We start from the raw sequence: 23,739 nt of genomic DNA, 5'->3' as shown, positions 1-23,739 counted from the left end.
TATATCTACTTCCCCCTCTAACTCTCTAACTCCTCAATTAAAAATCCTAAAAAATATCAGCGAAAAAAGAAGTTCCTTTACTTACTAATTATTTTAACTGACAAAAAAGGCAGCTCCCTCATGAGGGATAGCTACCTTCATTTAAGATTATTATGAAAAGGTAGGAGCAGGGAATTCATCAATTCTCATACGAAGTAAACTGTATGGTTTTTCCCGCAGGTCTCTTCCATAATGAAATCTCGCTTGCCGATGTAATTGATTCACTATGACATATAAGTATTGATCGGGGCCAATCGAAAAAGTATCCGGCCATAAAATTCTCGGGTCATGTGCGATGGTTTCCAGTACGCCATTCGGCAATATCTTCCGGATACTGTTGTGTTCATAGTCTCCCGCATAAATGGTTCCTTTTGCGCCGGTGATCATTCCGTCAGACGCGCCTTTTTCCCCCCAATACTGCACATATTGGGATAAATTAATGTCCTGTATCCTTCTGTCTCTTAGGGCTTCTGTTGAGATCGAGAACAGCTGACGGCTGGTTAGCGGAGCATAAAATAAAACCTTTCCATCAGGAGAAATTGCTAAACTATCGGAAGCCAATCTAAATGGGAAAGTCGAGCCGTCCGGGTTTCGATTCATCAAAATTTTACCTTCTACTTTCGGTAAAAAATAGGGATCAGGTGAAGTTGATATTGCTCCATTTAACCGTCTAAACGCTTTTCCATTTTCTAAATCTACGACGATAATGCCCCCTGGCCCTCTGGAAGAAGAATCCGTTATATATGCATAGCCTGCTCTTCCAACCCGAAAATCCAAACGGACATCATTCAAATAAGTTGTTGGCAAGACAACATCTTCTGAAAAGGTATATGCTCTCCTTATTGTATTCGTGCTTAAATCAACAGCAACTAATTTTGCTCCCCCTTGAATAGGTTCAGAAAAATTTGGTGCCCCTGTGTCCAGTACCCAAAGTGTTCCTCTTCCATCAGCAACGATACTTTGGACACTGACGAAAGACACCGTAATATTTCTAGTATTAACCAAATTAGCTTCTAAACTAGGATAAGGCTGCAATTCACCCTCAACAATTTCAGCCACAGTAAATTGAACGTTGTCTCCCCATTTCGGAAAGCAAACAAAAATACGACCAGTTTCGGAAACGCTGACACCTGTAGGCATAGCCCCATAAAAAGCATGCACCAGTTCAAACTGCCCGAAATATTTTTCCATAGGTAATATAGGTTGCATGATATCCTCCTCATCAAATTCGAACGAATATCACCTATATATGTTAAAGTATTTTTTTTAATGCCTGGTACTTGATAATTTTTTCTATCGTGATTGGATGGGACAATCTATGTATATACAACAATTTAACAAATATCAATTGCACTGATTAAATAGCATTTCATCATGAGTATTTTTCTATAAAGGAATACAAATATTTTTCACTTCAAAATCTAAAAAAGCACCTCATAAGAGATGCTCGAAAACTAACCCGGAATATTTACGGTTTTAGTACAACTTTTATACAGTCTTCCATTTTCGTGTCAAATACTTGATAACCATGCTTAGCTTGATCTAAAGGAAGTACATGAGTGACAATATCACTTGGATCAACCTTACCTTGCGCAATTAAATTATATAAATGCGGCATGTAGTGAATAACTGGAGCTTGACCTGTCCTAATATTCACATTTCGTTGAAAGATGTCACCTAATGGGAATGCATTATAACGTGCCCCGTAAACTCCTGTAATTTGAATTGTTCCACCTTTGCGAACAGCTTGACTTGCAATTACAAGAGCTCCCATTGCTCCTCCTTGTAATTTCAGACCAGATGCAAGAAATTCCAGTGGAGTCATTTTTCCACTCATTCCTACGCAGTCAATGACTACATCTGCTCCCCCCTGTGTTATTTCTTTTAAAAATTCACCACAATTTTCATGATCTTCAAAGTTAACAATCTCCACGTTATTCGTACGTTTTGCATGTTTTAAACGATAGCCAACGTAATCAACTGCAATAACTCTTTTTGCACCTTTTAACCACGCGAATTTTTGTGCTAACAGACCAACTGGACCGCATCCTAGAATTACGACCGTATCCCCTTGTTTCACTCCCGCATTGTCTACACTCCAAAATGCTGTAGATGCAGCATCTGCAAGTAACACTAAACTTTCATCCGCAATTTCACTGTTTTCTGGGATCTTAAAAGGGGTAAAATTAGCATATGGAACTCGCATAAATTCCGCTTGGCCACCTGGGAACCCCCCTGTCGTGTCTGAGTAGCCAAAATACGCGCCCATCTCACCGTTTTCATTCGTATTGTCGCATTGGCTTTCTAGTTCATGATTACAGTACCAGCATTGACCACATGCTATATTAAATGGGATGATAACGCGATCCCCTTTTTTAACTTTCGTTACATCCTTACCAACCTCTTCAACAATTCCCATAGGTTCATGTCCAATAACATAATCTTCTCCAAGGTTTGGGATCATCCCATGAAGTAAGTGTAAGTCTGATCCGCAAATGGCAGAGGTAGTTATTTTAACTATGATATCATCCGCATTTTGGATTTTTGGGTCTTTTACGTTTTTTACTTGAACATTTTTAACACCTTGAAAAGTAACAGCTTTCATTATTTAAACTCCTTCTTTATTCATTATTTTTTTGGTGGGCTCGGAAACATTCCTTTCCGATTTGTAACGCCCGGAAAGAGATTTAAATTAGCTATATCGACTGCATTTTGAGCGGATTTAATATCCAATTGCTTTTGAAGTTCCAAATCATATGGGTTTAACCATTGTTTTTTTATCATGAGATCTACAATTTCAGAATATAAGGCAATGGTTACATCAAGTTGTTCCTGTAATAACTTTCTAATTGCAGGGGTTGTTGTTTCTGTCAATGCAATTGAAAGATTTCTAACCCCAGTTTTTGTTGATAACAAAAATTCAAGGGCAATACCTGAATCAGTAAGTTCGGGCATTCCAACAGAATTTATAGGATCTAAATAATCATTCATAAGAACCGCTCCCCGTTTCTTTTAACTCAGAGTTTGAATATATTTTTATCATTGCAGTTAACGCAGGTATAGATTGTTTTACGTCTTTCTCCAATAGATCTTTTAGATCTTGGTCAAAAACGATACCTTGCATCATTTTAGATTTAAGTAAACATACTGTCTTAAAATTTATTACTTCATGAAATTCCAAAGTTTCATGAAGTGCTAATTTTTTTTCAAACATTCCTACACCTCCGTATCTTTTCATCCATTGAAGATTATCCCTAAAATGAAGTTTATATTCAGAGTAATTTAAGTCATTTAATGGAATGAAAAAAGTTTAATCTTCACGAGAAATCTCCCATTTAATTTTTATTCTTGACTAATCTTTTTCAAATTTGTTCAAAAAGTTCCTATCATGAACAAAATGGGTTAAAAAAGAAGAGAATGTGCTATTAATAGAAAAAAAGCGTTAGATTCTCGTAATAACGGATCTAGCGCTTAGAATAGTCCTTCTCTTATAGGTGTATTATAATAGTGATAGTTAATCATATGTAACGTAGAACTAAAACAAATAACAAGGAGGAGAAACATGGGAGCATTTGAGGAAATTACAATAAGAACAACTATTCAGGTACCAGTGGAAAAGGTCTGGGAATATTGGACAGAGCCAAATCATATTAAAAAATGGAACAGTGCATCAGATGATTGGCACACACCATTTGCTGAGAATGATCTTAGACCAGGTGGAAAATTCACTTCAAGAATGGAAGCAAAAGATGGTAGTATGGGGTTTGATTTTGGCGGAATCTACGATGAAGTAAAATTACATGAGGTGATTTCTTATACAATGGGAGATGGAAGAAAAGTTAACATCACCTTTACAGGTCAAGGAAACGAAACCGAAGTAATTGAGACATTTGATGCTGAAACTGAACATCCAGTCGATTTTCAACGACAAGGATGGCAGGCGATTTTAGATAATTTTAAACGTTACGCAGAGCAAACAAATCAATAAAAGTTACTAAAAAAGCGTTAGATCCCCGTGTTAAAGGATCTAACGCTTTTCATTCGTTTTCATCGATTATCAATATTCTCCGGATACATATCATGCTGCATCAGCCGGTTCATCGCCATTTGTTCAAACATCGTGCCCGGCTTTCCGTAATTGCAATACGGGTCGATGGAGATGCCGTCACGCGGTGTGAATTTCGCCCACACTTCAATATATCGTGGATCCATCAGTTCAAATTGTATACTCTGTACGTTCTTTAGCATCTCTTGCCAATTCGATTTTCAACTGTTCTATGCTATTAAATGAGACTCTATTTATTTCAAAGTAGCACAACTGTCGATTTTGCCGCCATTTGCTTACTAAAAGAGAAGATAATTAACTCAACATAAAAAGGAGCAGTAGGTAAAAAAACGTCTATGTTCCTTTCAACCTAATAATCACGAACAAGTTGTTAACGAATTGGCCTTCAATGATATGTCTAATCCCATATTGGTGTACTTACCCTAACTGGCGTTTAAATGCTTTACTGGCCAAGAAGTAAGCGATAACCATGATACAGACGCACCAGGCAAGTGCGATCCAGAGATTGTTGCCAACAGACCCTTCATACAAAAGGGCACGTATCGCATTCACGATTGAAGTCACGGGCTGGTTCTCAGCAAACGCACGGACAATTTTAGGCATGGTTTCGGTGGGTACGAAGGCAGAACTGATAAACGGCAGGAAAATCAGCGGGTACGAGTAGGCTGTCGCCCCCTCCATAGACCCCGCTGTCAATCCGGGAATAACCGCAAGCCATGTCAGCGCCATCGTAAACAGTCCGAGTATCCCCGCTACCGCGAGCCAATCCAGGATATCAGCGCTGGATCGGAAACCCATTAAAAGTGCGACGAGGATAACAATCACGATAGTAAGCGCATTGGAAACAAGTGAGGTCAACACGTGGGCCCACAATATCGACGAGCGCTTGATGGGCATGGTAATGAAACGCGCCATCAGACCACTCTTTACATCCGTGAACAGTCGCACGGAGGTGTAAGCGACGCCGGATGCTATAGCCATCAGCAAGATTCCCGGCAATAAATAATTGACGTAGTTTTCTGTGCCTGTTTCTATGGCGCCGCCAAATACGTAGACAAACAGTAGCAACATCATAATCGGCGTAATCGCCACCGTAATAATCGTATCCGGGCTGCGCAGGATGTTGCGCATTAAACGCCCTAGTAATACACCTGTTTTGCTTTGCATTTACATCGCCTCCTTTTTGCCAATGATCGCGAGGAAAATTTCCTCCAATGTCGGCTGCTTCTCGATGTACTCCACTTTCGCTGGCGGAAACATCTCTTTGAGTTCGGTAAGGGTACCGGTCGTGATGATTTTTCCGCCATGCAGGATGGCGATACGGTCCGCCAGTTGTTCGGCTTCCTCCAGGTACTGGGTCGTCAGCAAGATGGTCGTTCCACCGTCGGCAAGAACCTTGACAGTATCCCAGACTTCAATCCGTGCTTCGGGGTCAAGCCCTGTCGTCGGTTCGTCGAGAAAAACGACTGCTGGCGTCCCGATCAGGCTCATGGCGATGTCAAGCCGGCGCTTCATCCCACCGGAATACTGGTCCGCCCGGCGGTTGGCCGCATCGGTTAGGCTGAATCTTGCAAGCAGATTGTCGGCGATTTGACCGGGATTTGAAACTCCCCGCAACTTGGCGATCATCATTAGATTTTCCCTCCCGGTGAGCATACCGTCTAAAGCTGAGAACTGCCCTGTTAGGCTTATGCTCTGGCGAACATGATCCGGTTGACGCTGGACGTCAAAGCCACAAATACCTGCTTCGCCGCCATCGGGCTTCATCAGCGTTGAGAGGATGTTGACCGTCGTCGTCTTGCCCGCCCCATTTGAGCCCAGCAGTGCGAAAATTTCGCCAGGCCGCACCTCAAAATCTACTCCCTTTAAGACTTCCTTGTCTTTAAAGGATTTTTTTAAACCTTTTACCGATATCGCTGCATTGTTCATACTTTCTCCCTCCTTCTAAATAGCTCAACAAGTCTCTAGAATTACCTTTTCTTCACTACTCAGTATGACTGATAATCTGTATTACTGACTACCGGATTAATAATAAAACTGAATAGTGAAGGTGACACATTACATTTGTAACCAACTATTCAGTAGGAAACATCTATTAAATTTACTTTTCCCCAATTGCTTCATGGTCCTCTGATTCAATATTTTCACGATACTTGTCGACATAGGTTTTAGCGTTTGCAAGTAGTTCGTCGGACAAGGTGGCCAAGTCCTCCCCAGTGATGGTTTGCGTCGTTAGTGTGATGCTAGGCGAAAATCCATTAGGATTTCTCCGTTAGCCACGACCAATCGTATCATTCAACTTCGTGCGATATTTGTCCCTCCAAGTTTTCGTGTCCTTTACTAGCTCGTCGCAGAAAGTAGCCACGTCCTTGCCTGTAAGGTCAGTGACTTTCTTGCCTTCCGCTGCACCTTCCTCGAAGAGGTCGAGAATGCCACCGAAGATACGGCTGCATTCCTTCCAGTCGGAGGGACTACCGGAAGTCCATAAATACTTTTTGATTGCGCTGTAAACGTTGCGGTACTCACTTGGAAGTGCCTTCGCACGCGCCTCCATTGCCTTCCATTCCCGCTTGTCATCCAGACTTCCGATAATTTTTTCAAAAATACTCATAGCACTTCTCCTTTTAAATTTTTTTTAGTTTTAAGGTAGTTAATTTTGCTTGAGACGAAATCCCATTTTTCCCAAAAGATTTCAAGCTGTTCTTGACCAGCTGCGTTGAGTGTGTAAAATTTTCTTGGCGGTCCCATAGTGGATGGCTTTTTTTCAATGTCCACCAGATTGTTTTTCTCAAGCCTCATAGTAATCGCATAAACAGTGCCTTCAACCACATCAGTGAAGCCAAGTTCTCGCAGCTGTTGCGTGATTTCATAGCCGTAAGTTTCGCCACGGCTGATGATTTCAAGCACACACCCCTCAAGCACCCCTTTCAGCATTTCTGTGATATTTTCCAATTTTTTACCTCCATATATATGTTACTTATATTTTTAGTACTCTGTGTTACTAACTACTAGTATATAGTATTACTGAATAGTACCACTTGTCAACTCAATAAGGTCTAAATAATTTAAACTAAATGGTGAAGGGGTTGATGACCAAGAACTCAAGGCTTTTTTGCCAATTGCGTGGTGTTAAAGCTATTTGTTAAATAAAAGCGCATATAACTGCTCTAAAAACGCATAAATCCCGATTCACACGCATAAACTCGTACAATTACTCATAAATGAATGGATACGCGCATAAATGCCAATAAAAACGCATAAACCTAATATTTCGCGCATAAAAGTCTACAGATACGCATAAAACACACAGTTCGTAATGAAAAAAAGCGTTAAATCCCCGTATTAATGGATCTAACGCTTTTCATCAAATTATTTATCGATTATCAATGTTCTCCGGGTACATATCATGTTGCATAAGCCGGTTCGCCGCCATTTGTTCAAACATCGTGCCCGGCTTTCCATAATTGCAATACGGGTCGATGGAGATGCCGCCACGCGGTGTGAATTTGGCCCACACTTCAATATACCGTGGATCCATCAGTTCAATCAGGTCTTTCATTATGATATTTACACAATCTTCATGGTAAGCGCCGTGATTCCTGAAACTGAACATGTACAGTTTCAAAGACTTGCTTTCCACCATCCGGACGTCCGGAATATAAGAAATATAGATTGTCGCAAAATCCGGTTGGCCGGTCATTGGGCAAAGACTCGTAAACTCAGGAATATTAAACTTTACAAAATAATTATTGTCCTGATGTTGGTTTTCAAATGTTTCGAGCACACCCGGATTGTAATCATAGTTGTATTCTGTATTTTGATTTCCAAGCAGTGTAAGATCTTTCGTATCACTTTGTTTCATTGGATCGGCTCCTCTCTTATCGTGTGGCCCGCACTGTTTGCGGATTTGTATGTTGTACGTCTGATATATTCGGTTCATAAATGCCTAATTTCATTACAAAATGCCTAATTCCCCCTGCTATGATCAGCTGCATCAACGTTTTCGCAATCCACTGTCCTGCAATCGCGTAAGGGACAAGTTCCCACGGTACAAACTTGAGACCTAACGGACCGATTCCGATGATGACAAATACGGCGGAATCAAGAAAACCGGCGATAATTCCGGAATACATAACTCGCTTCACAAACGGCAGTTTGAAACGCGTATAAATTTCCGTATCGACTGTTTCGGATATGATAAAGCTGAGCGTCGATGCAAATACGACCCATAGCGCGTCGCCTAACAAGTGGCTTGTGATCGCAGAGATTGCAAGCGCAGCGACAATCAACATATACGTTTTCCCACGGCCAAATCTATTTTGGACCATATCCCGCATGACGAGCGTCAATCCAATAAACAACGTTCCATAAGGGATGATGAACAATCCTAATTGAATCGGCGCAAATTTGGCGGTAACGACGTTGGCAATTACGATGGATAGTAAGTAGATGAGAATCCTAAACATGTGCTCGACCCCCTGTCAGGTACGCATCGAGGCCTTGCTTTCGCAATTTGCAAGAAGGACAATCGCCGCATCCGTCACCGATGATTCCGTTATAACACGTCGTCGTATTCGTTCGGATATACTCCAACCTGCCCATTTTGTCCGCCATCTCCCACACATCCGCCTTCGTTTTCCACATTAACGGCGTATGGATCTCGAACCGTGCGTCCATCGCAAGATTCAGTGTCACATTCAACGATTTGATAAAATCATTCCGGCAATCTGGATAGCCGCTGAAATCCGTTTCACTCACACCAGTAATGATATGCCTCGCCCCAACACGCTTCGCGTAAATGGCTGCGAACGACAAGAAAATATGGTTTCTGCCCTCGACAAACGTATTCGGAACTTCACCCGTCTCGTCAATCTCCATATCACTGCGGGTCATGGCATTCTCCGTCAGTTGGTTCAGCAAATTCAGATCCATGATGGTATGGGGAACCCCCAAATCCTCTGCAATCTTCTTTGCCGAATCCAGTTCCGACACATTTCTTTGGCCATACAAAAAAGTGACGGCTTCAACGTAATCAAATGTCTCCAAAGCCCACAGAAGACACGTCGTTGAATCTTGCCCGCCACTAAATACGACTACCGCTTTTTCCATATAAACTTCCTCCCTAGTTTTTATTATAGAGGGGATGGTTTCGAACCCTCTTCAATAAGAGTATAACTGAATTTGTTATATGAAGATAGCGTTTTTTCCTAGAATGTCCAATGGCACTGCTCATGCTCAAGTGAAGCGGATCGTTCATTACTAGGGTTTTCACTACATGTAGCCAATAATGTTACCAGCATCATAATAAACGATGCTCATTTTTAGTGTTAACTTAAGATTTATTTTCATATAATCCAAGTTGCCACTTACATATTGTTTAATGTTTACGTTCATAATGCAATTCGACAAATTGATTAAAGTTCCTCGTTCCTTTCAACGAAAGGTCTAATTGATAATCCCCCTCTATAAATAATGGAATTCCTTCACCTAGTATAGTTGGTGCAACAGTTATGATAAATTCATCAACTAAATTCTCTTGTATAAAAGAATTTAACAACCTTCCACCACCCACAATCCAAATTTTTTTGCCATGTTGGCTTTTTAATTTATTAACAAAATTAGTTATTTCAACACTTACAAATTTTGCATTTTCAGTATCTTTAATCATAGATCTTGTAAACACAAAGCATTCTTTATTTTTATATGGAAATTCATCCATATGTCTCATTATCCAATCGTACGTTTTTTTACCCATTAATACTGTATCAACCGTATCATAAAACTCCGAAAAGCCATTATCACCTTCACCTTCTACTTTAAATAACCACTCAAGAGATTCATCTTTTGTAGCAATATATCCATCCAAACTCGATGCAATAAATAATACGACATTTCGATTTTGATCCATAATAGTTCTCCTTTCCTTATCTTTAAATTAAGTATATTATTAATACACGACACCTTCTGTCATATTTAAAAAATTAATTCGTACTTTCACCGAAGGGATGGATTTTATGAGAGCAGACAGATTAATGAATATTATGATTTTGTTACAGAACAGAGGGAAAATGACGGCAAAGGAACTAGCCAATGAATTAGAAGTATCAGATAGAACCATCCTAAGAGACATGGATGCTTTAAGTACTGCAGGGGTACCCATTGTCTCTGATAGGGGAAAAGAGGGGGGATGGCGTCTGTTAGACAACTTCCGCAGTAAACTAAGTGGATTAAACAAAGATGACATAAAAACTCTATTTCTCTTCCCTTCAAGAAAATTACTCGAAGACATAGGATTAAATAGCCAAGCATTAGATACCAGACAAAAGTTACTTGCAGCCATCCCTGGTACATTTCGGGATGAAGCACAGGCGATGTGGGAAAGAATTCATATCGATTCGGGCACTTGGCGACAATCCAAAGAAAAAGTACAAGCTCTCAAAACCGTCCAACAAGCAGTATGGGAAAGTAAAAAATTAAAAATTTACTATGAACAGGCCGATGGGGAACAAAAAGAAAGGTTGATTGAACCATTAGGATTGGTAGCGAAAGGGAATAGGTGGTATCTTGTTGCATCAAGAAATGGAGAGCTACGTAATTACAGGGTATCACGTATACACAATGTAGAGGTTTTAAATGAAACTTTTAGCAGACCGCTTAATTTCAATTTGGCGGCATACTGGGAACAATCTAAGGTAAAATTTATACAAAATTTACCCGAATTTGATGTACAAGTAGAAATACATCCAGCAATTATAAATAGAATTAAATTTACAGGCAAGTTTGTTCATTTTATAGAAACACAGAATCCAAATGAAGATAAATGGATACCAGCGACTTTAAGATTTAATGACAAGCAAGAGGCTATCGAGTTCATATTAGGATTTACAAATAATATTAAGGTCATTTCCCCCAAGGAATTACCTAAAGAGATTGTATCGTCCGCGTTGTCCGTAATAAAATTTCACGAAAAGAAATAAGCTATTAGATTATTTCATGTGACCACTTCTCTATTTCCCGCTTCCTTGATAATTCAAATTGGCGAGTTTCTATAGATGAGAACAATTGCTGTAATTCGATCAGAATGACTTCTTGATATCGGTCCCCTGAATTATATAACTTCCCAAATTTTTTATATAGGTCATTTAATTTATTTGGGTAATCCGAATCATTTTTAGGGTTACTTTCATTGGATTGATCCAATTTCTATGATTCTTCCTTCAAAGTAGGAACATCACCTCTTTACCATGGGGATCGTTTGCCATCTGAAGAGAACATAGATCCCCGGATTCTGAAGCGTTAGTGGTGAAAATGTGGTCAAGTCTCTCCCCTCTGCTTCTTTAAAATGGCTTAACGACCATAAGCACCAATATGGTAATCATCAGCAACTGTGCAGCTGTCTCGATTGGTACGATCCTTTTCATCAACAGTACGAGCTCGGCGGGTATTTCATTTCCTTGGTCTTGACTTTCAGATACGATTTTTATGATCTTTTTCATACGCGGCGCAATCAATCCGTCGATTATGACGACCATGAGCAGCGATAAAAGGATGGATACATTCAGCCACATTTGGGATAACCCCATCTTGGTTATGATCATTAGCCAAACCCCGGTAATAATAAGTACGGCTCCACCAATTTTTGGTATTATGGCAAGCTTGGTCGTTACACCAAAAGCAAAGCGCAGCTGACCGATGGTTCTAGCGGATCTTCGAATGATGGGCGTTACGAAAGCGGGACCAATTATGGCGATCGCAGCCAATATATGCAAAACGAGCAGTAATCCAAACAAACCGATTATCTCCCTTCTCCTCAGTGCACCGGAATATTGCTTCGGTAGGCAATACCAACCCTTTTTCTTTTAAACGATCCTCCGAGCTCTATATGGTCCAGCATACATTTCGCGACATCGTCATAAGCAACAACCAGCTCTTGAAGCCGGCTGAACAAGTGATGGGCTATATCTTCCTCGGAATATTCCTTGATCATCTCCGGAATCGGAATGGGCAAGGTTTCCGTTGTTACATGCAGATGAACCGAATTTGGATGCTCTATCGAATCACTCATTGTTCCCGGACACATAATGGACCAATCGAGTTGAGTCTGCTGTAGCCGATCGAAATTCCGGTTGTGATTTTTATACTCAGGCGGGAAGCCGGGTAAATTGTTGCCGATGAGATCGGTATATGGAATATCCAGCAGCCCGGCTCCTCCCATTATCCATACCCGCCCAGAGAAACTAGTTTGGAATTCACATTGGCTTATAATGTTATCGACGATCCGAATAAATTCTTCTCCCTGGCCCGCATGACCGGCTGCAATAATTGCGGCGTCTTGATGCGAGAGCGCCTCACCAACGCTGACCGGGTCCATAATATCGTCCACGATCACCTTCACATGCTGAACGGAATGCTCACCTAGTTGATCATAAAGTTTCTCAGTATTCCGTACAAATGCGGTCATTTCATGCCCCATTTTTATCCCTTGCGCCAACAATCTTCTTCCCGTATTCCCCGTCGCTCCAAAAACAATAATTCTCATTGTTCTTTCCTCCTCATAAACGGCTAATAATTTTTGTTTAACTCGAGCTTAGCATCGTTTTAATATTCTGTTAAGAACGCACTTTAAAGTAAGGTACTTACTAAAAAGTAAGCATGCAAGAAGGATTAGTTTTATTGTTCACGCGGGGGTCGGGAGGACAGGAAAATTCTAAAGACAGATTGGCGATAACCCTACACTAGCAGGAGAGTGCCGACTGTAGATAAACAAAAGCTGCCCGGTACTCCGTGGCAGCTTTTGTGTTAAGTTGATCGAATTAGTGTAGTCTACAAGTTCTTTGAACCGGCTTTAAGACGCGGATTCTTCATATTTCCGCTTATTATGACCTTCTCCCCAAGCACACATGACTTCTGCTACAGGGATCAGTGTTTTGCCGTATTCACTGAGGGAATATTCTACTTTTGGAGGGATGGTAGGGTAGATCGTTCTATCGACTATGCCTTCTCGTTCCAAATCTCGGAGATGTTGTGAAAGCATTTTTTGTGAAACATCAGGTATAAGCTTTTCCAGATCGCTGAATCGTTTATCGGATTCAATCAATTGCCATAAAATCATCGGCTTCCATTTGCCGCCTAAAACATGAATGACTGTCTCAACTGGGCATTCACGCTTATGAATCATTGATAAATCCTCCCCTTACTTTTAAGTAAGTGCATTATCTAACGTAAACACTTAACAAAATTTTACAAGAAACATACAAACAAATCAATCAAATGAAACTTGTAAGAGTAAAAAGGGATTGTAGAAGTGGCTTTCAGGAACAACTATAGATCTGGTCTTTTACGATTGCGAAAGTTTCTTCTCTCCCAAATAATTCCAGTCTTCGGCTCAAAGAGTCGTCTGTCCACTGTTGTTCAATAGCTTGAGACGCTTCTTCACTTACCTTTTCAATTTATTTTGCTGATAAGGGGACATTTTCTGCATTTTCAACTTCATTCACTATTCCCTCTTTTTTACCGCTATTTTTACCAGTTAAAAAAATTCCCGACATAATCAAAAGAGCGCCTATTATCATATTCAGATGTATGCTTTCGTTGAGAAATAGGGTGCCCCATACCAATGAAAAAACGGGTATAAGATAAGTTACAGTTGTAGCAATAACAGGCGTTCCACGATTAACAATAAAATAAAACAAGATATAGGCTACACCAGAACCAAAAATGCCTAAACCAATTAGAACAAAAAGGTTAATCGGGGTAACCACTTTCGTTAAAGGAATGTCTTCGGTTGAAATGGCCACGATTCCACTTATTATTGATGTGAAAAATAACGTACCTAATGTTGCTTGAAATGGTGAAAGTCCTTTGAGTAGGCTTTTCGACAAATGAGACCCTAATCCATAAAATAAGGATGCAACAATCATGCCAATTCCGCCTACTATATCGATATAGACCATATTTGTTTTCAAACCCAAAAGGATCATTAGTCCTATAATCCCAATACTGATTCCCACCCAATGCCAACGAACTGCTTTTGTTCCAAAAAAGAGAATCCCTAATAGTAACGAAAGAAGAGGTGTTGTTGAATTTAATAACGCGGCCATGTTACTAGTTAATCTAATTTCGCTAAACCCAATAATAGCCCAAGGAATAGCTGTATTAACCGCTGCCACAACGGTCATCCATACCCATGGTATTTTTTTGAGCTCAAAGGATTTTCTCATTAACAACATAATCAAAATGATCGTGACCAAACCGAGAGTAGATCTAAAAAATACAATTGTCCATGGTTCAAATACTTCGAGCAAAATCTTAATAAAGTAGTAGGAACCTCCCCAAATCATACTAAGAACCAATAAAGAGAGATATACAGAACGTGGCATATTAAAGTATTCCTTTATTATCAAGTTGGCGCTTTTCTATATTGGAGAACAATTGCTGTAATTCGCTCAGGATAACTTCTTGATATTGGTCCGCTGAATTATATAACTTCCCGATTTCTTTATATACGTCATTTAATTTATTTTGATAATCCGAATCTTTTTTAGGGTTACCTTCTTTAAATTGATCCATAACTTTTTGAATATAAGAGGGACGGGCTCCCCATCTTCCCAAGACATCTCCGTTTTTCTTGAGAATAACTAGGATTGGCTGCGCACGTGCACCGTCCGTCAAAAACAAGTCCATTGTTTCTAAGTGCTCTTCCATTATTAGTATTTCTGTAGGAATCTGACTTTGTTCCATTATCTTTAGCAGGACAGGAACATTCCAAATAACATCAGGACACCAATCAGTGCAAAGAATAAAACTTATTAAATCCGCTCTTGTAGAAATGGAAGTAAAGAATTCCTTTTCTTTTTCACTTTTCCAAGTAAAGTCTTTGTAAGTATTAATGAACCTCTCTTTCGTATTCGGAATATTACTTAATTCCATTGACCGTACCTGCATCCCTTCCATAAATTCTTGAGCAGTAATTCCTTTTCCGATAACATGTTTTAAATTTAATGTCATATATATCACCTCACCAAGTATATATATGAAGCATATAAAAAAACTGACCATTTCAAAATGGTCAGTTTATTACTTTTTAAAAAGGCAGTTTTCATTGACTGCTAATAGAGGCATCCAAGATTTTTTTAATAAAAGAATACCAGCTTCCATATCTTTTTCACTAATAGCTGCAAACCCAAGATAAATTATAGGAAAGACATCCATAACTTCATTCATCCACATATTTTTAAAATCATACACTTTTACTCCATTTGACGCTGCGGCTTCAATCAGTGTTTTGACTGAATGCTTGGTTTTTACAACCAATTGAAGATGAATACCAGCATTTTCTCCTTTGATTTCAACATGTGGTTCGAGATGTAGCCTAATTAAATCAACTAATAATTTATGCTTTTTCCGGTACGAAATGCGAACCCTTCGGATATGACGATACAAATGCCCTTTTTCTAAAAAATCACTCATTGCCCATTGTTCAAAACGAGAGGGCAAATAATTTACTTCAGAAGAAATATCCTTCATTCTTTCCATTAATGTTTGTGGTATCACCATATAATTCATTCGCAATGCAGGAGAAAAGATTTTAGAAAAAGTCCCAATATAAATCACTCTGCCCGAATTATCCATCCCCTGTAAGGAAGGAATAGGTTTCCCTACATACCTGATTTCACTGTCATAGTCATCTTCAATAATGTAAGAGTTATTTGCAGTTGCCCATTTAATAAGCTGTTCTCTTTTTGCATATGGCATGACACACCCCGTCGGAAACTGATGCGAAGGCGTAACATAAACTGCTTCGATCGTTTTCTTTTCCAGTTCTTCTATAATGATACCTGTACCATCCAGAGGGATTGGTATGACTTCACAATCATTCAGTATGAGCTGGTTTCTAACCAAGTTAAAGCCAGGTTCTTCGATGGCAAACACTTTACTGTCTAGCAGTTTTGAAATCATATTCATACTACTTGTGATTCCATTACCAATAACAATTTGTTCTGGCGTACAATTCACCCCTCTGGAGTTGTATAAGTATTCACAAAGCAGTACCCTTAATTTCAACTCTCCCTGAGGAAATCCGTATTTCCCGAGTTCTAACTGATTTCTCTCGATCGCTTCTTTGACTGCTTTATTCCAAATACGAATCGGAAACAGATCGTTCCCGATTGCAGTCGGATTAAAATCGATTATTTTCTTCTGTATTGCATTTTTTTCCTTTGTACTGTTAACGACACTGTTTTCCTTCCGCCGTTCTTTCCTAGCACTTATTACATTTGGATCATCTGAAAATGGGTATACTACATAAAAGCCAGATCGTGGTTTACTTACCACGTACCCTTCCGATATCAGCATTTGGTATGCTGTTTCAATAGGTGTTTTACTAATATTCAGTTGCAGTTGCAAAGACCTTATTGAAGGGAGCTTCGTCCCATCTCCTACTACTCCATTTCGAATGTTATTGCGAATCTGTATATAAAGAGATTGGTACATAGGTTGTTCAGTCTCATCATTTAAAACAATCTCAAACATCTCTCACCACTCGCTATCTTTTATATAAAGATCAATTTCAGTCGTTTCTCAAAACTCGTTACTATCTATACTCTCCTACTGTCTCATGTAACCTAAGTGGCTTTCAAAAGCCGACTCTACTGGTTGCCCATACTGTCTAGATCTCCGAATCGCAGCCTGAACCCTTGCTGGCAGCTCAATCATGGAAAAAGTTTATTTCCTTACATAGTAAGTTCAATAAAATTAATCATATTCCTTTCACATTTCACCCTTTTTGTTAAATTCCGCAGACAAGCAATAAAAAAACTAGAGATGTAAGAACATTTCTCACTTTACAACAATACAATATTGTTGTATGGTTGATTAGTCGAGTATACAAGTAAACATATATAGAGAAATCGGAGGTAAAGCGTTGAAGCCATCATTAGATGAAAATCAGCCACTTTTTCTACAAATTGCACAAATCATATTAGATGAAATTGTGGTAGGTCATTTAAAAGAAGGAGACCAATTACCCTCTGAGAATGAATTGTCTAGCTTTTACAATATTAATCGTGCAACTGTAAGAAAAGGACTTCAAACTTTAGTGGATGATGATTTTATTTACAAACAAAGAGGGATTGGAATGTTTGTGAGTGAAGGAGCGTATCAAAAAATAGTAGAAGAACGGCAGCAACAATTTCGACAGAATTATATAACCCCTTTACTAGAAGAAGGGGCCCGTTTAGGGATGGATGTCCAAAAGATTATCCGGTTAATAGAAAAGGAGGCTCAATCATGATCAAAGTCAATCAGGTTCACTATCGTTATGATTCTGCGAAAGTATTGCAAGACTTTAATTTGGTAGTGAATGAGAAAATCATCGTTGGACTTTGGGGGCGAAACGGAACTGGGAAAACGACCTTAATGAAGTTGTTAGCTGGTCATTTAAAACCTGTTGAAGGTGAGATAAACATAAAAGGATTTGATCCTTATAACAATGATCGAACCAATCATCACTTATGTTATATGCAAGAAAACCATCCATTCAGCAAGCTTTGGAAGGTTAAAGACGCGCTACGCTTTGGTGGTTATTACTATCCAAACTTTGATATGGATCTTGCGAAAGAGCTTTTAAGCGTTTTTCATTTGGATGAAAACAAACATATCCCAAGGCTCTCTAAGGGGATGAAATCAGCATTGCAATTTATTATCGGTATTGCCAGTAATGCCGAAATAACAATTCTAGACGAACCGACCAATGGGTTAGATATAGCTATGCGCAAGAAATTTAACGAAGTACTGTTGGAAAGTTATGAAGAAAACCCGAGACTCATTTTTTTATCGTCCCATCATATCGAAGAAATTCAAACGCTATGTGAAGCGTTGGTAGTGATACATGATGGCACCGTACTTTTCCATGAACCAATGGAAACGATGCGGGAAAAAGGCATATGGTTAAGTGGGGAAAAGACTTCTTTTTCAACGATAATCCCGTCACACACTGTCATGGAGCAACAAGAAATGGGGACGAAAATGAAAGTCATGCTGGATGAACCTTATACGAACGAATGGAAGCATTTTGCGCAGTCCCATGGCTTGTCAATTGAACCTGCATCCCTCCATGATTATTTATTAAATAAAACGGAAAAACGAAATGGGGTCAACGTATGAACTTGAACAGCGGGACATTTAGAATCGTTTATGAAGAGACAAAATTTGCCTTCGGGAAGCTGCTGATCCTCTATATTACAATCCCTATACTATTGTTATGGTTAACGATTGGATATTTCTTCAACTTAGGTGATGAGGTAATCGCTGCCATCTCAGGACCAACCTATTTTTTCATTCTTTTGTACGCCATTAATGGATTCAAAACGATATTCCCTGTCGCAATCGGAATGGGAAGTACAAGGATCAATTTGCTGAAAACCTTTTATGCAGTAGGGTTGGCTAGCGTGCTGATCGTCACCTTTGTTTTAAACCTCTTGCAATTGATTCTTGTCACATTTTATGAGCGATGGAACGTAGGAGCTCATATTTTGCATCCAGGAACCTTTTTACATCGAGAGTATACCTTCCTATCCTATTATGTAATGGATTTTATGGTAGGAATTCTCCTCTTCTCCTTCGCTTTCCTGTTTTATACAATATATTATCGACTTGGTTTCAAAAAAACTGTGATTTGGTTGACGGTGTTAATGATCATCGGTACGCTCATACACTACAGTGGTTTGATCGATTTTTCATTTTGGGAATGGCTAGTGGCTCAGGACTTAAGTGACTCAGTGATATTCTCTTTTGTGATCATTATTAGTCTGATTACATTGTTCATCACATATCCCATCATGCGAAATGCTCCGCTAACGGCTAAGTCGAAAAGGGATTAGAATAAAGACTTGTAAGTGTGATCCATTGTCATTAAAAATTTGATTATATATGAGGTGCTGTTTATGTCTCTCGTATCGATCTATACGGTTGGCAGGCTAAAACATCCCATTGATCACCCTGCTTCTCTGGAATTCTATGAAGTAGGAAATGACATATTTGGCAAGGCAATCATGTCTGGACATCTAGTGGAGGCATTTTCACCTGAAGGAGTCACATTACCTCAAGATGCGATAAAAGGAGATGGAGTTCCTGTACTTACATTGACGGTCTGGAAAAACCTCGAATCCTTATATCGTTTCTCTTATTCCGGTCTGCATCGGCAAGCGTTACGCGAACGAAGCAAATGGGTGGCGTCTTATCCGGAGAAACACCTTTCGTATGTCATATGGTGGGCAGAGAATTTAAAGGATGTTTCATGGAAGGAAGCTTTTAAGAGATATGATTATTATACTCAGCACGGGGCGACATCTTTTGCGTTTGATTTTAAACAAGCATTTGATGATAAAGGGGAAACTTATGTAGTTAAGAAACAACGAGATGAATAGCTCAAGTGATTATCCCCCCGTAAAGAGGTGAACCACCTATGAAATTAAGAGAACATAAAACATGTTGATGGCTGCTTCAGGTATTTTACGAGACAAAAAAGTTGCGATGCATTACCTCTCGAAAGATGAACTCTCTAAATACGGAGCTGATTACGCAGGATATCGAATAATCGACGAAGGTAGTGTGATCACCTCGAGGGGAGTTACATCAGGAATCGATCTAGCTTTATGGATCATTGAGAGATTTGCAGGAGCTGACATAGCAGCTGCCGTTGAACATCGAATGGAATATGAACGAAGAGGAGTTGTTTGGAGAAAACCTGCAAATTAAAAACATCTCCACCCCCCCCCAACCCACTACCACTTTCAAAAGCAAAGCGGGGTCTGATCTGAAAACTTCAAAAAACAATCTATCTAGAGACATCGATTCACATTTGAATTAATGTCTCTTTTATCGTTGCTCAACACTTCAGAGATTTAACAAATTCACATACATGCTAAAACTGAAACGAACTTATTTCGTAAGAATTTGGAGACTTATGGTAAAGTAAATTTAAACGTTGTGAAAGTTTTCACTTAAACTAACGGAGCAGAATAGTTGAAGAGCATTGATTAACTTGTGTTCAACAATCGGACCGTTAAAGAGCTTGATTTTCCAACCTTAACACTGGGAAATCGAGCTTTTTGTCTTGGGATTTCTTCAACGATATAAATTTCTTTTTTCTGCGTATTTCAGTAAACTTTTTAATGTAAATCATAAAAAAGTTGATTTATCAGTTGCATAACCAGACCTGTTTTGCATATACTTGTAACATCAAAAAGAATTGATGAAGGGAGAAATACCGAAATGACAACTCAATTTGGGGAATATGAGAAGAAATTTAAAGCTTTAGCCGATCAGAAACGATTAGAAATCATGTATGAGCTTTGTCAAAAAGGGCAAACGTGCGTTTGCGATTTAACGGAAACTTTCGGGATGACGCAATCAAAACTTTCTTATCACCTCAAAGTTTTATTGGATGCCAACTTGATCACGAAGGAAACAAAAGGAACATGGAACTATTATGATTTGAATGATGTTGAAGTAAATAATTTATTATCCGAAGAGCTTTGTTGCGTATTTAGAAAAACTGGAAAAGCAAGCTGCTGCTAAATTTTTTTAGGGGTTAAATCAACTTTTTTTGATATATCAAAACCAAGGGGGAATTGTTCATGAAATACGTTCACGTTGGCATTAACGTTACGAATCTAGAGACATCCATTGCGTTTTACCAAAAGGTATTTGGAGTAGAACCAGTTAAAGTAAAAGCTGATTATGCAAAATTTCTGCTTGAAAGTCCAGGACTGAATTTTACACTGAATGTTCGCGATGAAGTAAAGGGGAATCAGGTCAACCATTTCGGTTTTCAAGTGGAAACGAGCGAAGAAATTACAGCTCATAAGGAAAGACTCGAAAAAGAAGGGTTCTTTGCGCGTGATGAGACAGATACAACATGCTGTTATGCCGTGCAGGATAAGTTTTGGGTAACAGATCCAGACGGAAATGAGTGGGAGTTTTTCTATACGAAAGCTGACAGCGATGTCCATAAGATAGAATCGGCTTGCTGTGTGGCTGGAGATGCAAGCAATTCCTGCTGCTAAGAAGAAATCACATCGTGTGATTGATGGAGGTTAAATAGTGATTACGGCAATACTAGCAACAATAATTTTTGTAGCAACACTTATTCTTGTCATCTGGCAGCCAAAAGGGTTGAATATCGGTTGGTCTGCTATTGGTGGAGCCGTATTAGCGTTACTTGTAGGAGTCGTCGATTTTGGTGATGTCAACGAAGTCATCGGCATTACTTGGAATGCAACCTTATCTTTTGTGGCGATTATCATCATTTCATTGATCCTAGACGAGATTGGATTATTTGAATGGGCAGCACTCCATATGGCGAGGGTTGCCAAAGGCAATGGCATCAAAATGTTTGTTTATGTGAGTATTTTGGGAGCCGTCGTTGCTGCATTGTTTGCCAACGATGGAGCTGCCTTAATCCTGACGCCCATCGTGTTAGCGATGGTTCGTAATTTGCAGTTTACAGAGAAAATGATCTTCCCGTTCATCATGGCGAGTGGATTTATTGCAGATACGACGTCCCTTCCGTTCGTTGTCAGTAACTTAGTTAACATTGTATCGGCTGATTTCTTCAATATTGGATTCGTGGAGTATGCTTCAAGAATGATCATCCCGAACCTTTTCTCACTTATCGCAACGATTACGGTCCTTTTAATTTACTTTAAACGAAGCATTCCAGGTTCGTATGACTTATCTAAATTAAGAACGCCAGCAGAAGCCATCAAGGACATAAAAATGTTCCGACTTTCCTGGTATGTGCTTGGGGTGTTGCTGATCGGCTACTTTTCGAGCGAATTCACCCAAATCCCCGTTTCATTTGTTGCAGGGATCATCGCCATCTTCTTTTTATTGATGGCACGAAGAAGCAGTGCGGTAAGTACAAAAACAGTTGTAAAAGGTGCACCGTGGAATATCGTGTTTTTCTCGATCGGGATGTACGTGGTCGTGTATGGGTTAGGAAATGCATGGCTAACGGATTCCTTGGCAAGCGTCATTCAGGCAACAGCCGAACAGGGATTGTTTGCTGCAACGATTGGAATGGGCTTTATTGCAGCCTTTCTATCATCGATCATGAATAACATGCCAACAGTCATGATCGATGCATTAGCGATTGCTGAAACCAGTACCTCTGGAACCATTCGGGAAGCTCTTATTTATGCAAATGTCATTGGATCCGACCTAGGTCCAAAAATCACACCAATCGGGTCTCTTGCAACCTTGGTGTGGCTACATGTTCTCTCCCAAAAAGGAGTCAAAATTTCATGGGGAACTTATTTTAAAACAGGTATTGTTTTAACAATCCCAATCCTATTTATTACATTACTCGGGCTATATCTATCATTACTGCTTACCTAAAGGAGAACTACGTTATGTCTAAAAAAACAATTTACTTCCTATGTACAGGAAACTCTTGCAGAAGCCAGATGGCAGAAGGCTGGGCGAAAAAAATCTTAGGCGAAGAGTGGGAAGTTAAAAGTGCAGGAATCGAAGCTCACGGCTTAAATCCCAATGCTGTTAAGGCTATGAAAGAAGCTGATATTGATATATCGAGCCAAACATCAGACATTATTGATCCTGAAATTTTAAACAATGCGGATTTAGTGGTGACATTGTGCGGTGATGCTGCTGATAAATGTCAAATCACGCCACCGCACGTTAAACGTGAACACTGGGGATTCGATGATCCCGCAGGAAAAGAGTGGTCCGAATTTCAGCGTGTTCGTGACGAAATTGGTGAACGAATTAAGCGATTTGGTGAAACTGGGAAATAAGAAGAACCTTGCTTAAAGAATTCTCCTTTAATTTCACGAACGGGTGCTTTAGTGCAGATTGTTTAGGGCTTGAGGGCTCTTTTTTCTTTTTCAACTAACGAAGCAGGATAGTTTAAAAGGAGGAGTTTATAATGAGAGTAAATCCAATACAATTTCATATTCGTAATTTCAGTTATACTATAAGGTCAGCCAAAGAGAGTGATGCGGAACTCTTATCAGAAGTGCGATTGCAGATAGATAGCGAAACAGAAAACATGGATAGAGAGAAAGGTGAAGCGTACATAGATGAAGTAGGTTTTAAACAACTAATCAAAGAAGATACAGAAAGTGTCCATAATCTTTTTTTAGTTTGCGAAACAAACGGAAGAATTGTTGGCTTCTCAAGGTGTGAAGGCAATCAGTTGAAAAGAATGTCTCATAAAGTTGAATTTGGTGTTTGTGTACTAAAAGATTTCTGGGGATACGGCATTGGAACAAACTTCTTAAAAGAAACAATTAGATGGGCTGATTCAAACGAAATTAAAAAAATAACTTTGAATGTACTCGAAACAAATGAAAAAGCCATACTGCTTTATAAAAACTATGGTTTTGAAGAAGAAGGGTTATTAAAGAAGGATAAGCTGCTATCAGATGGAAAATATTATAACACCGTAATTATGAGTAGGTTTAATGAATAATTAGAACTTCTAATTAGCGCTCATTATTTAACTAACGGATGCTTCAGTAAAATAAGGATAGTAAATATACATCAAAAAACGCTCATTTTGAGCGTTTTTTTTTTTGCAATATATATTGTTGATTTGCTGTTGAAATATATGC

29 protein-coding genes and 2 pseudogenes are annotated in these 23,739 nt (G+C 39.3%); 12 read left to right on the top strand and 19 right to left on the bottom strand.

Going from position 1 to position 23,739, the window contains the following annotated elements:
• Positions 1–150: 150 nt before the first annotated feature.
• The 4 genes from MHZ92_RS11450 to MHZ92_RS11435 all read right to left on the bottom strand — a co-directional run bounded on the left by MHZ92_RS11450 (position 151) and on the right by MHZ92_RS11435 (position 3,253).
• On the bottom strand, positions 151–1,248 hold the full coding sequence (locus MHZ92_RS11450; RefSeq protein WP_239431833.1) for a major royal jelly family protein: 1,098 nt from the start codon (positions 1,246–1,248) through the stop codon (positions 151–153).
• A 259-nt stretch (positions 1,249–1,507) separates the two neighbouring features.
• Complete coding sequence (locus MHZ92_RS11445) at positions 1,508–2,644, bottom strand: zinc-dependent alcohol dehydrogenase (RefSeq protein ID WP_239431832.1); 1,137 nt, start codon at positions 2,642–2,644, stop codon at positions 1,508–1,510.
• 23 nt (positions 2,645–2,667) lie between these two features.
• Positions 2,668–3,030 carry a spore coat protein gene (locus tag MHZ92_RS11440; RefSeq protein WP_239431831.1) on the bottom strand — a complete coding sequence of 121 codons (363 nt, stop codon included), beginning with the start codon at positions 3,028–3,030 and terminating at the stop codon, positions 2,668–2,670.
• Positions 3,023–3,253, bottom strand: a complete 231-nt coding sequence (locus MHZ92_RS11435; protein ID WP_239431830.1) for a spore coat protein — start codon at positions 3,251–3,253, stop codon at positions 3,023–3,025. The genes MHZ92_RS11440 and MHZ92_RS11435 overlap by 8 nt, the downstream gene beginning before the upstream one ends.
• A 348-nt stretch (positions 3,254–3,601) precedes the next feature.
• Here MHZ92_RS11435 and MHZ92_RS11430 point away from each other — a divergent pair, with 348 nt between their 5' ends.
• On the top strand, positions 3,602–4,027 hold the full coding sequence (locus MHZ92_RS11430) for an SRPBCC family protein (protein ID WP_239431829.1): 426 nt from the start codon (positions 3,602–3,604) through the stop codon (positions 4,025–4,027).
• Positions 4,028–4,086: 59 nt separating this feature from the next.
• Here MHZ92_RS11430 and MHZ92_RS11425 read toward each other — a convergent pair.
• The 9 genes and pseudogenes from MHZ92_RS11425 to MHZ92_RS11380 form a co-directional block, all read right to left on the bottom strand.
• A pseudogene (locus MHZ92_RS11425) lies at positions 4,087–4,257 on the bottom strand (preQ(1) synthase); the annotation flags it as partial.
• Between the two features lie 265 nt (positions 4,258–4,522).
• Positions 4,523–5,272 carry an ABC transporter permease gene (locus MHZ92_RS11420; protein ID WP_239431828.1) on the bottom strand — a complete coding sequence of 250 codons (750 nt, stop codon included), beginning with the start codon at positions 5,270–5,272 and terminating at the stop codon, positions 4,523–4,525.
• Positions 5,273–6,034: an ABC transporter ATP-binding protein gene (locus MHZ92_RS11415; protein WP_239431827.1), complete on the bottom strand. Its 762-nt coding sequence runs from the start codon at positions 6,032–6,034 to the stop codon at positions 5,273–5,275.
• A gap of 343 nt (positions 6,035–6,377) precedes the next feature.
• The gene (locus MHZ92_RS11405; RefSeq protein WP_239431826.1) at positions 6,378–6,716 is read right to left on the bottom strand and encodes a DUF1048 domain-containing protein; all 339 of its coding nucleotides are present in this window, start codon (positions 6,714–6,716) and stop codon (positions 6,378–6,380) included.
• Entirely contained in the window at positions 6,713–7,057 is a 345-nt protein-coding gene (locus MHZ92_RS11400; RefSeq protein ID WP_239431825.1) for a PadR family transcriptional regulator, read from the bottom strand. Before MHZ92_RS11400 ends, MHZ92_RS11405 begins: the two co-directional genes overlap by 4 nt.
• 421 nt (positions 7,058–7,478) lie before the next feature.
• Entirely contained in the window at positions 7,479–7,967 is a 489-nt protein-coding gene (queF, locus tag MHZ92_RS11395; RefSeq protein WP_239431824.1) for a preQ(1) synthase, read from the bottom strand.
• 16 nt (positions 7,968–7,983) lie between these two features.
• Entirely contained in the window at positions 7,984–8,571 is a 588-nt protein-coding gene (locus tag MHZ92_RS11390) for a VUT family protein (protein ID WP_239431823.1), read from the bottom strand.
• Positions 8,564–9,214, bottom strand: a complete 651-nt coding sequence (gene queC, locus MHZ92_RS11385; protein ID WP_239431822.1) for a 7-cyano-7-deazaguanine synthase QueC — start codon at positions 9,212–9,214, stop codon at positions 8,564–8,566. Before queC ends, MHZ92_RS11390 begins: the two co-directional genes overlap by 8 nt.
• A gap of 268 nt (positions 9,215–9,482) precedes the next feature.
• Complete coding sequence (locus tag MHZ92_RS11380) at positions 9,483–10,013, bottom strand: dihydrofolate reductase family protein (protein ID WP_239431821.1); 531 nt, start codon at positions 10,011–10,013, stop codon at positions 9,483–9,485.
• A 106-nt stretch (positions 10,014–10,119) separates the two neighbouring features.
• On the opposite strand from MHZ92_RS11380, the gene MHZ92_RS11375 reads away from it, so the two are divergent.
• A complete protein-coding gene (locus tag MHZ92_RS11375) occupies positions 10,120–11,082 on the top strand; it encodes a helix-turn-helix transcriptional regulator (RefSeq protein ID WP_239431820.1) in 963 nt (320 codons plus the stop codon).
• Positions 11,083–11,442: 360 nt separating this feature from the next.
• Here the strand turns inward: MHZ92_RS11375 and MHZ92_RS11370 are convergent, their stop codons facing one another.
• The 6 genes from MHZ92_RS11370 to pdxR form a co-directional block, all read right to left on the bottom strand.
• A complete protein-coding gene (locus tag MHZ92_RS11370; protein WP_239432025.1) occupies positions 11,443–11,901 on the bottom strand; it encodes a DUF2269 family protein in 459 nt (152 codons plus the stop codon).
• Positions 11,902–11,915: 14 nt separating this feature from the next.
• Positions 11,916–12,644 (bottom strand): NAD(P)-dependent oxidoreductase, encoded by a 729-nt coding sequence (locus MHZ92_RS11365; protein WP_239431819.1) that lies wholly within the window; start codon positions 12,642–12,644, stop codon positions 11,916–11,918.
• Positions 12,645–12,950: 306 nt separating this feature from the next.
• Positions 12,951–13,283, bottom strand: a complete 333-nt coding sequence (locus tag MHZ92_RS11360) for a winged helix-turn-helix transcriptional regulator (protein ID WP_239431818.1) — start codon at positions 13,281–13,283, stop codon at positions 12,951–12,953.
• A 271-nt stretch (positions 13,284–13,554) separates the two neighbouring features.
• Positions 13,555–14,484 (bottom strand): DMT family transporter, encoded by a 930-nt coding sequence (locus tag MHZ92_RS11355; protein WP_239431817.1) that lies wholly within the window; start codon positions 14,482–14,484, stop codon positions 13,555–13,557.
• A gap of 1 nt (position 14,485) precedes the next feature.
• Entirely contained in the window at positions 14,486–15,112 is a 627-nt protein-coding gene (locus tag MHZ92_RS11350; RefSeq protein ID WP_239431816.1) for a thioredoxin family protein, read from the bottom strand.
• Positions 15,113–15,181: 69 nt separating this feature from the next.
• Positions 15,182–16,636 (bottom strand): MocR-like pyridoxine biosynthesis transcription factor PdxR, encoded by a 1,455-nt coding sequence (gene pdxR, locus MHZ92_RS11345; protein WP_239431815.1) that lies wholly within the window; start codon positions 16,634–16,636, stop codon positions 15,182–15,184.
• A gap of 391 nt (positions 16,637–17,027) precedes the next feature.
• Here pdxR and MHZ92_RS11340 point away from each other — a divergent pair, with 391 nt between their 5' ends.
• The 10 genes and pseudogenes from MHZ92_RS11340 (at position 17,028) to MHZ92_RS11295 (ending at position 23,597) form a co-directional block, all read left to right on the top strand.
• A complete protein-coding gene (locus tag MHZ92_RS11340; RefSeq protein ID WP_239431814.1) occupies positions 17,028–17,396 on the top strand; it encodes a GntR family transcriptional regulator in 369 nt (122 codons plus the stop codon).
• Complete coding sequence (locus tag MHZ92_RS11335) at positions 17,393–18,268, top strand: ATP-binding cassette domain-containing protein (protein ID WP_239431813.1); 876 nt, start codon at positions 17,393–17,395, stop codon at positions 18,266–18,268. Before MHZ92_RS11340 ends, MHZ92_RS11335 begins: the two co-directional genes overlap by 4 nt.
• A complete protein-coding gene (locus tag MHZ92_RS11330; protein ID WP_239431812.1) occupies positions 18,265–18,984 on the top strand; it encodes a hypothetical protein in 720 nt (239 codons plus the stop codon). The genes MHZ92_RS11335 and MHZ92_RS11330 overlap by 4 nt, the downstream gene beginning before the upstream one ends.
• 63 nt (positions 18,985–19,047) lie before the next feature.
• Positions 19,048–19,530 (top strand): DUF3291 domain-containing protein, encoded by a 483-nt coding sequence (locus MHZ92_RS11325; RefSeq protein WP_239431811.1) that lies wholly within the window; start codon positions 19,048–19,050, stop codon positions 19,528–19,530.
• Between the two features lie 61 nt (positions 19,531–19,591).
• Positions 19,592–19,861, top strand: a pseudogene (locus MHZ92_RS11320) (DJ-1/PfpI family protein); the annotation flags it as partial.
• Between the two features lie 516 nt (positions 19,862–20,377).
• On the top strand, positions 20,378–20,683 hold the full coding sequence (arsR, locus tag MHZ92_RS11315; protein WP_239431810.1) for an arsenical resistance operon transcriptional regulator ArsR: 306 nt from the start codon (positions 20,378–20,380) through the stop codon (positions 20,681–20,683).
• Between the two features lie 59 nt (positions 20,684–20,742).
• A complete protein-coding gene (locus MHZ92_RS11310) occupies positions 20,743–21,171 on the top strand; it encodes an ArsI/CadI family heavy metal resistance metalloenzyme (RefSeq protein ID WP_239431809.1) in 429 nt (142 codons plus the stop codon).
• A 37-nt stretch (positions 21,172–21,208) separates the two neighbouring features.
• The gene (locus MHZ92_RS11305; protein WP_239431808.1) at positions 21,209–22,504 is read left to right on the top strand and encodes an arsenic transporter; all 1,296 of its coding nucleotides are present in this window, start codon (positions 21,209–21,211) and stop codon (positions 22,502–22,504) included.
• 14 nt (positions 22,505–22,518) lie between these two features.
• A complete protein-coding gene (gene arsC, locus MHZ92_RS11300; RefSeq protein WP_239431807.1) occupies positions 22,519–22,920 on the top strand; it encodes an arsenate reductase (thioredoxin) in 402 nt (133 codons plus the stop codon).
• Positions 22,921–23,051: 131 nt separating this feature from the next.
• On the top strand, positions 23,052–23,597 hold the full coding sequence (locus MHZ92_RS11295; protein WP_239431806.1) for a GNAT family N-acetyltransferase: 546 nt from the start codon (positions 23,052–23,054) through the stop codon (positions 23,595–23,597).
• The last annotated feature ends 142 nt before the right edge of the window (positions 23,598–23,739 follow it).

Source organism: Sporosarcina sp. ACRSL, from assembly GCF_022346605.1.
Lineage (GTDB): Bacteria > Bacillota > Bacilli > Bacillales_A > Planococcaceae > Sporosarcina.
The sequence above is the reverse complement of the archived record's forward strand: the minus strand, read 5'-3'. Positions and strand labels throughout refer to the sequence as shown.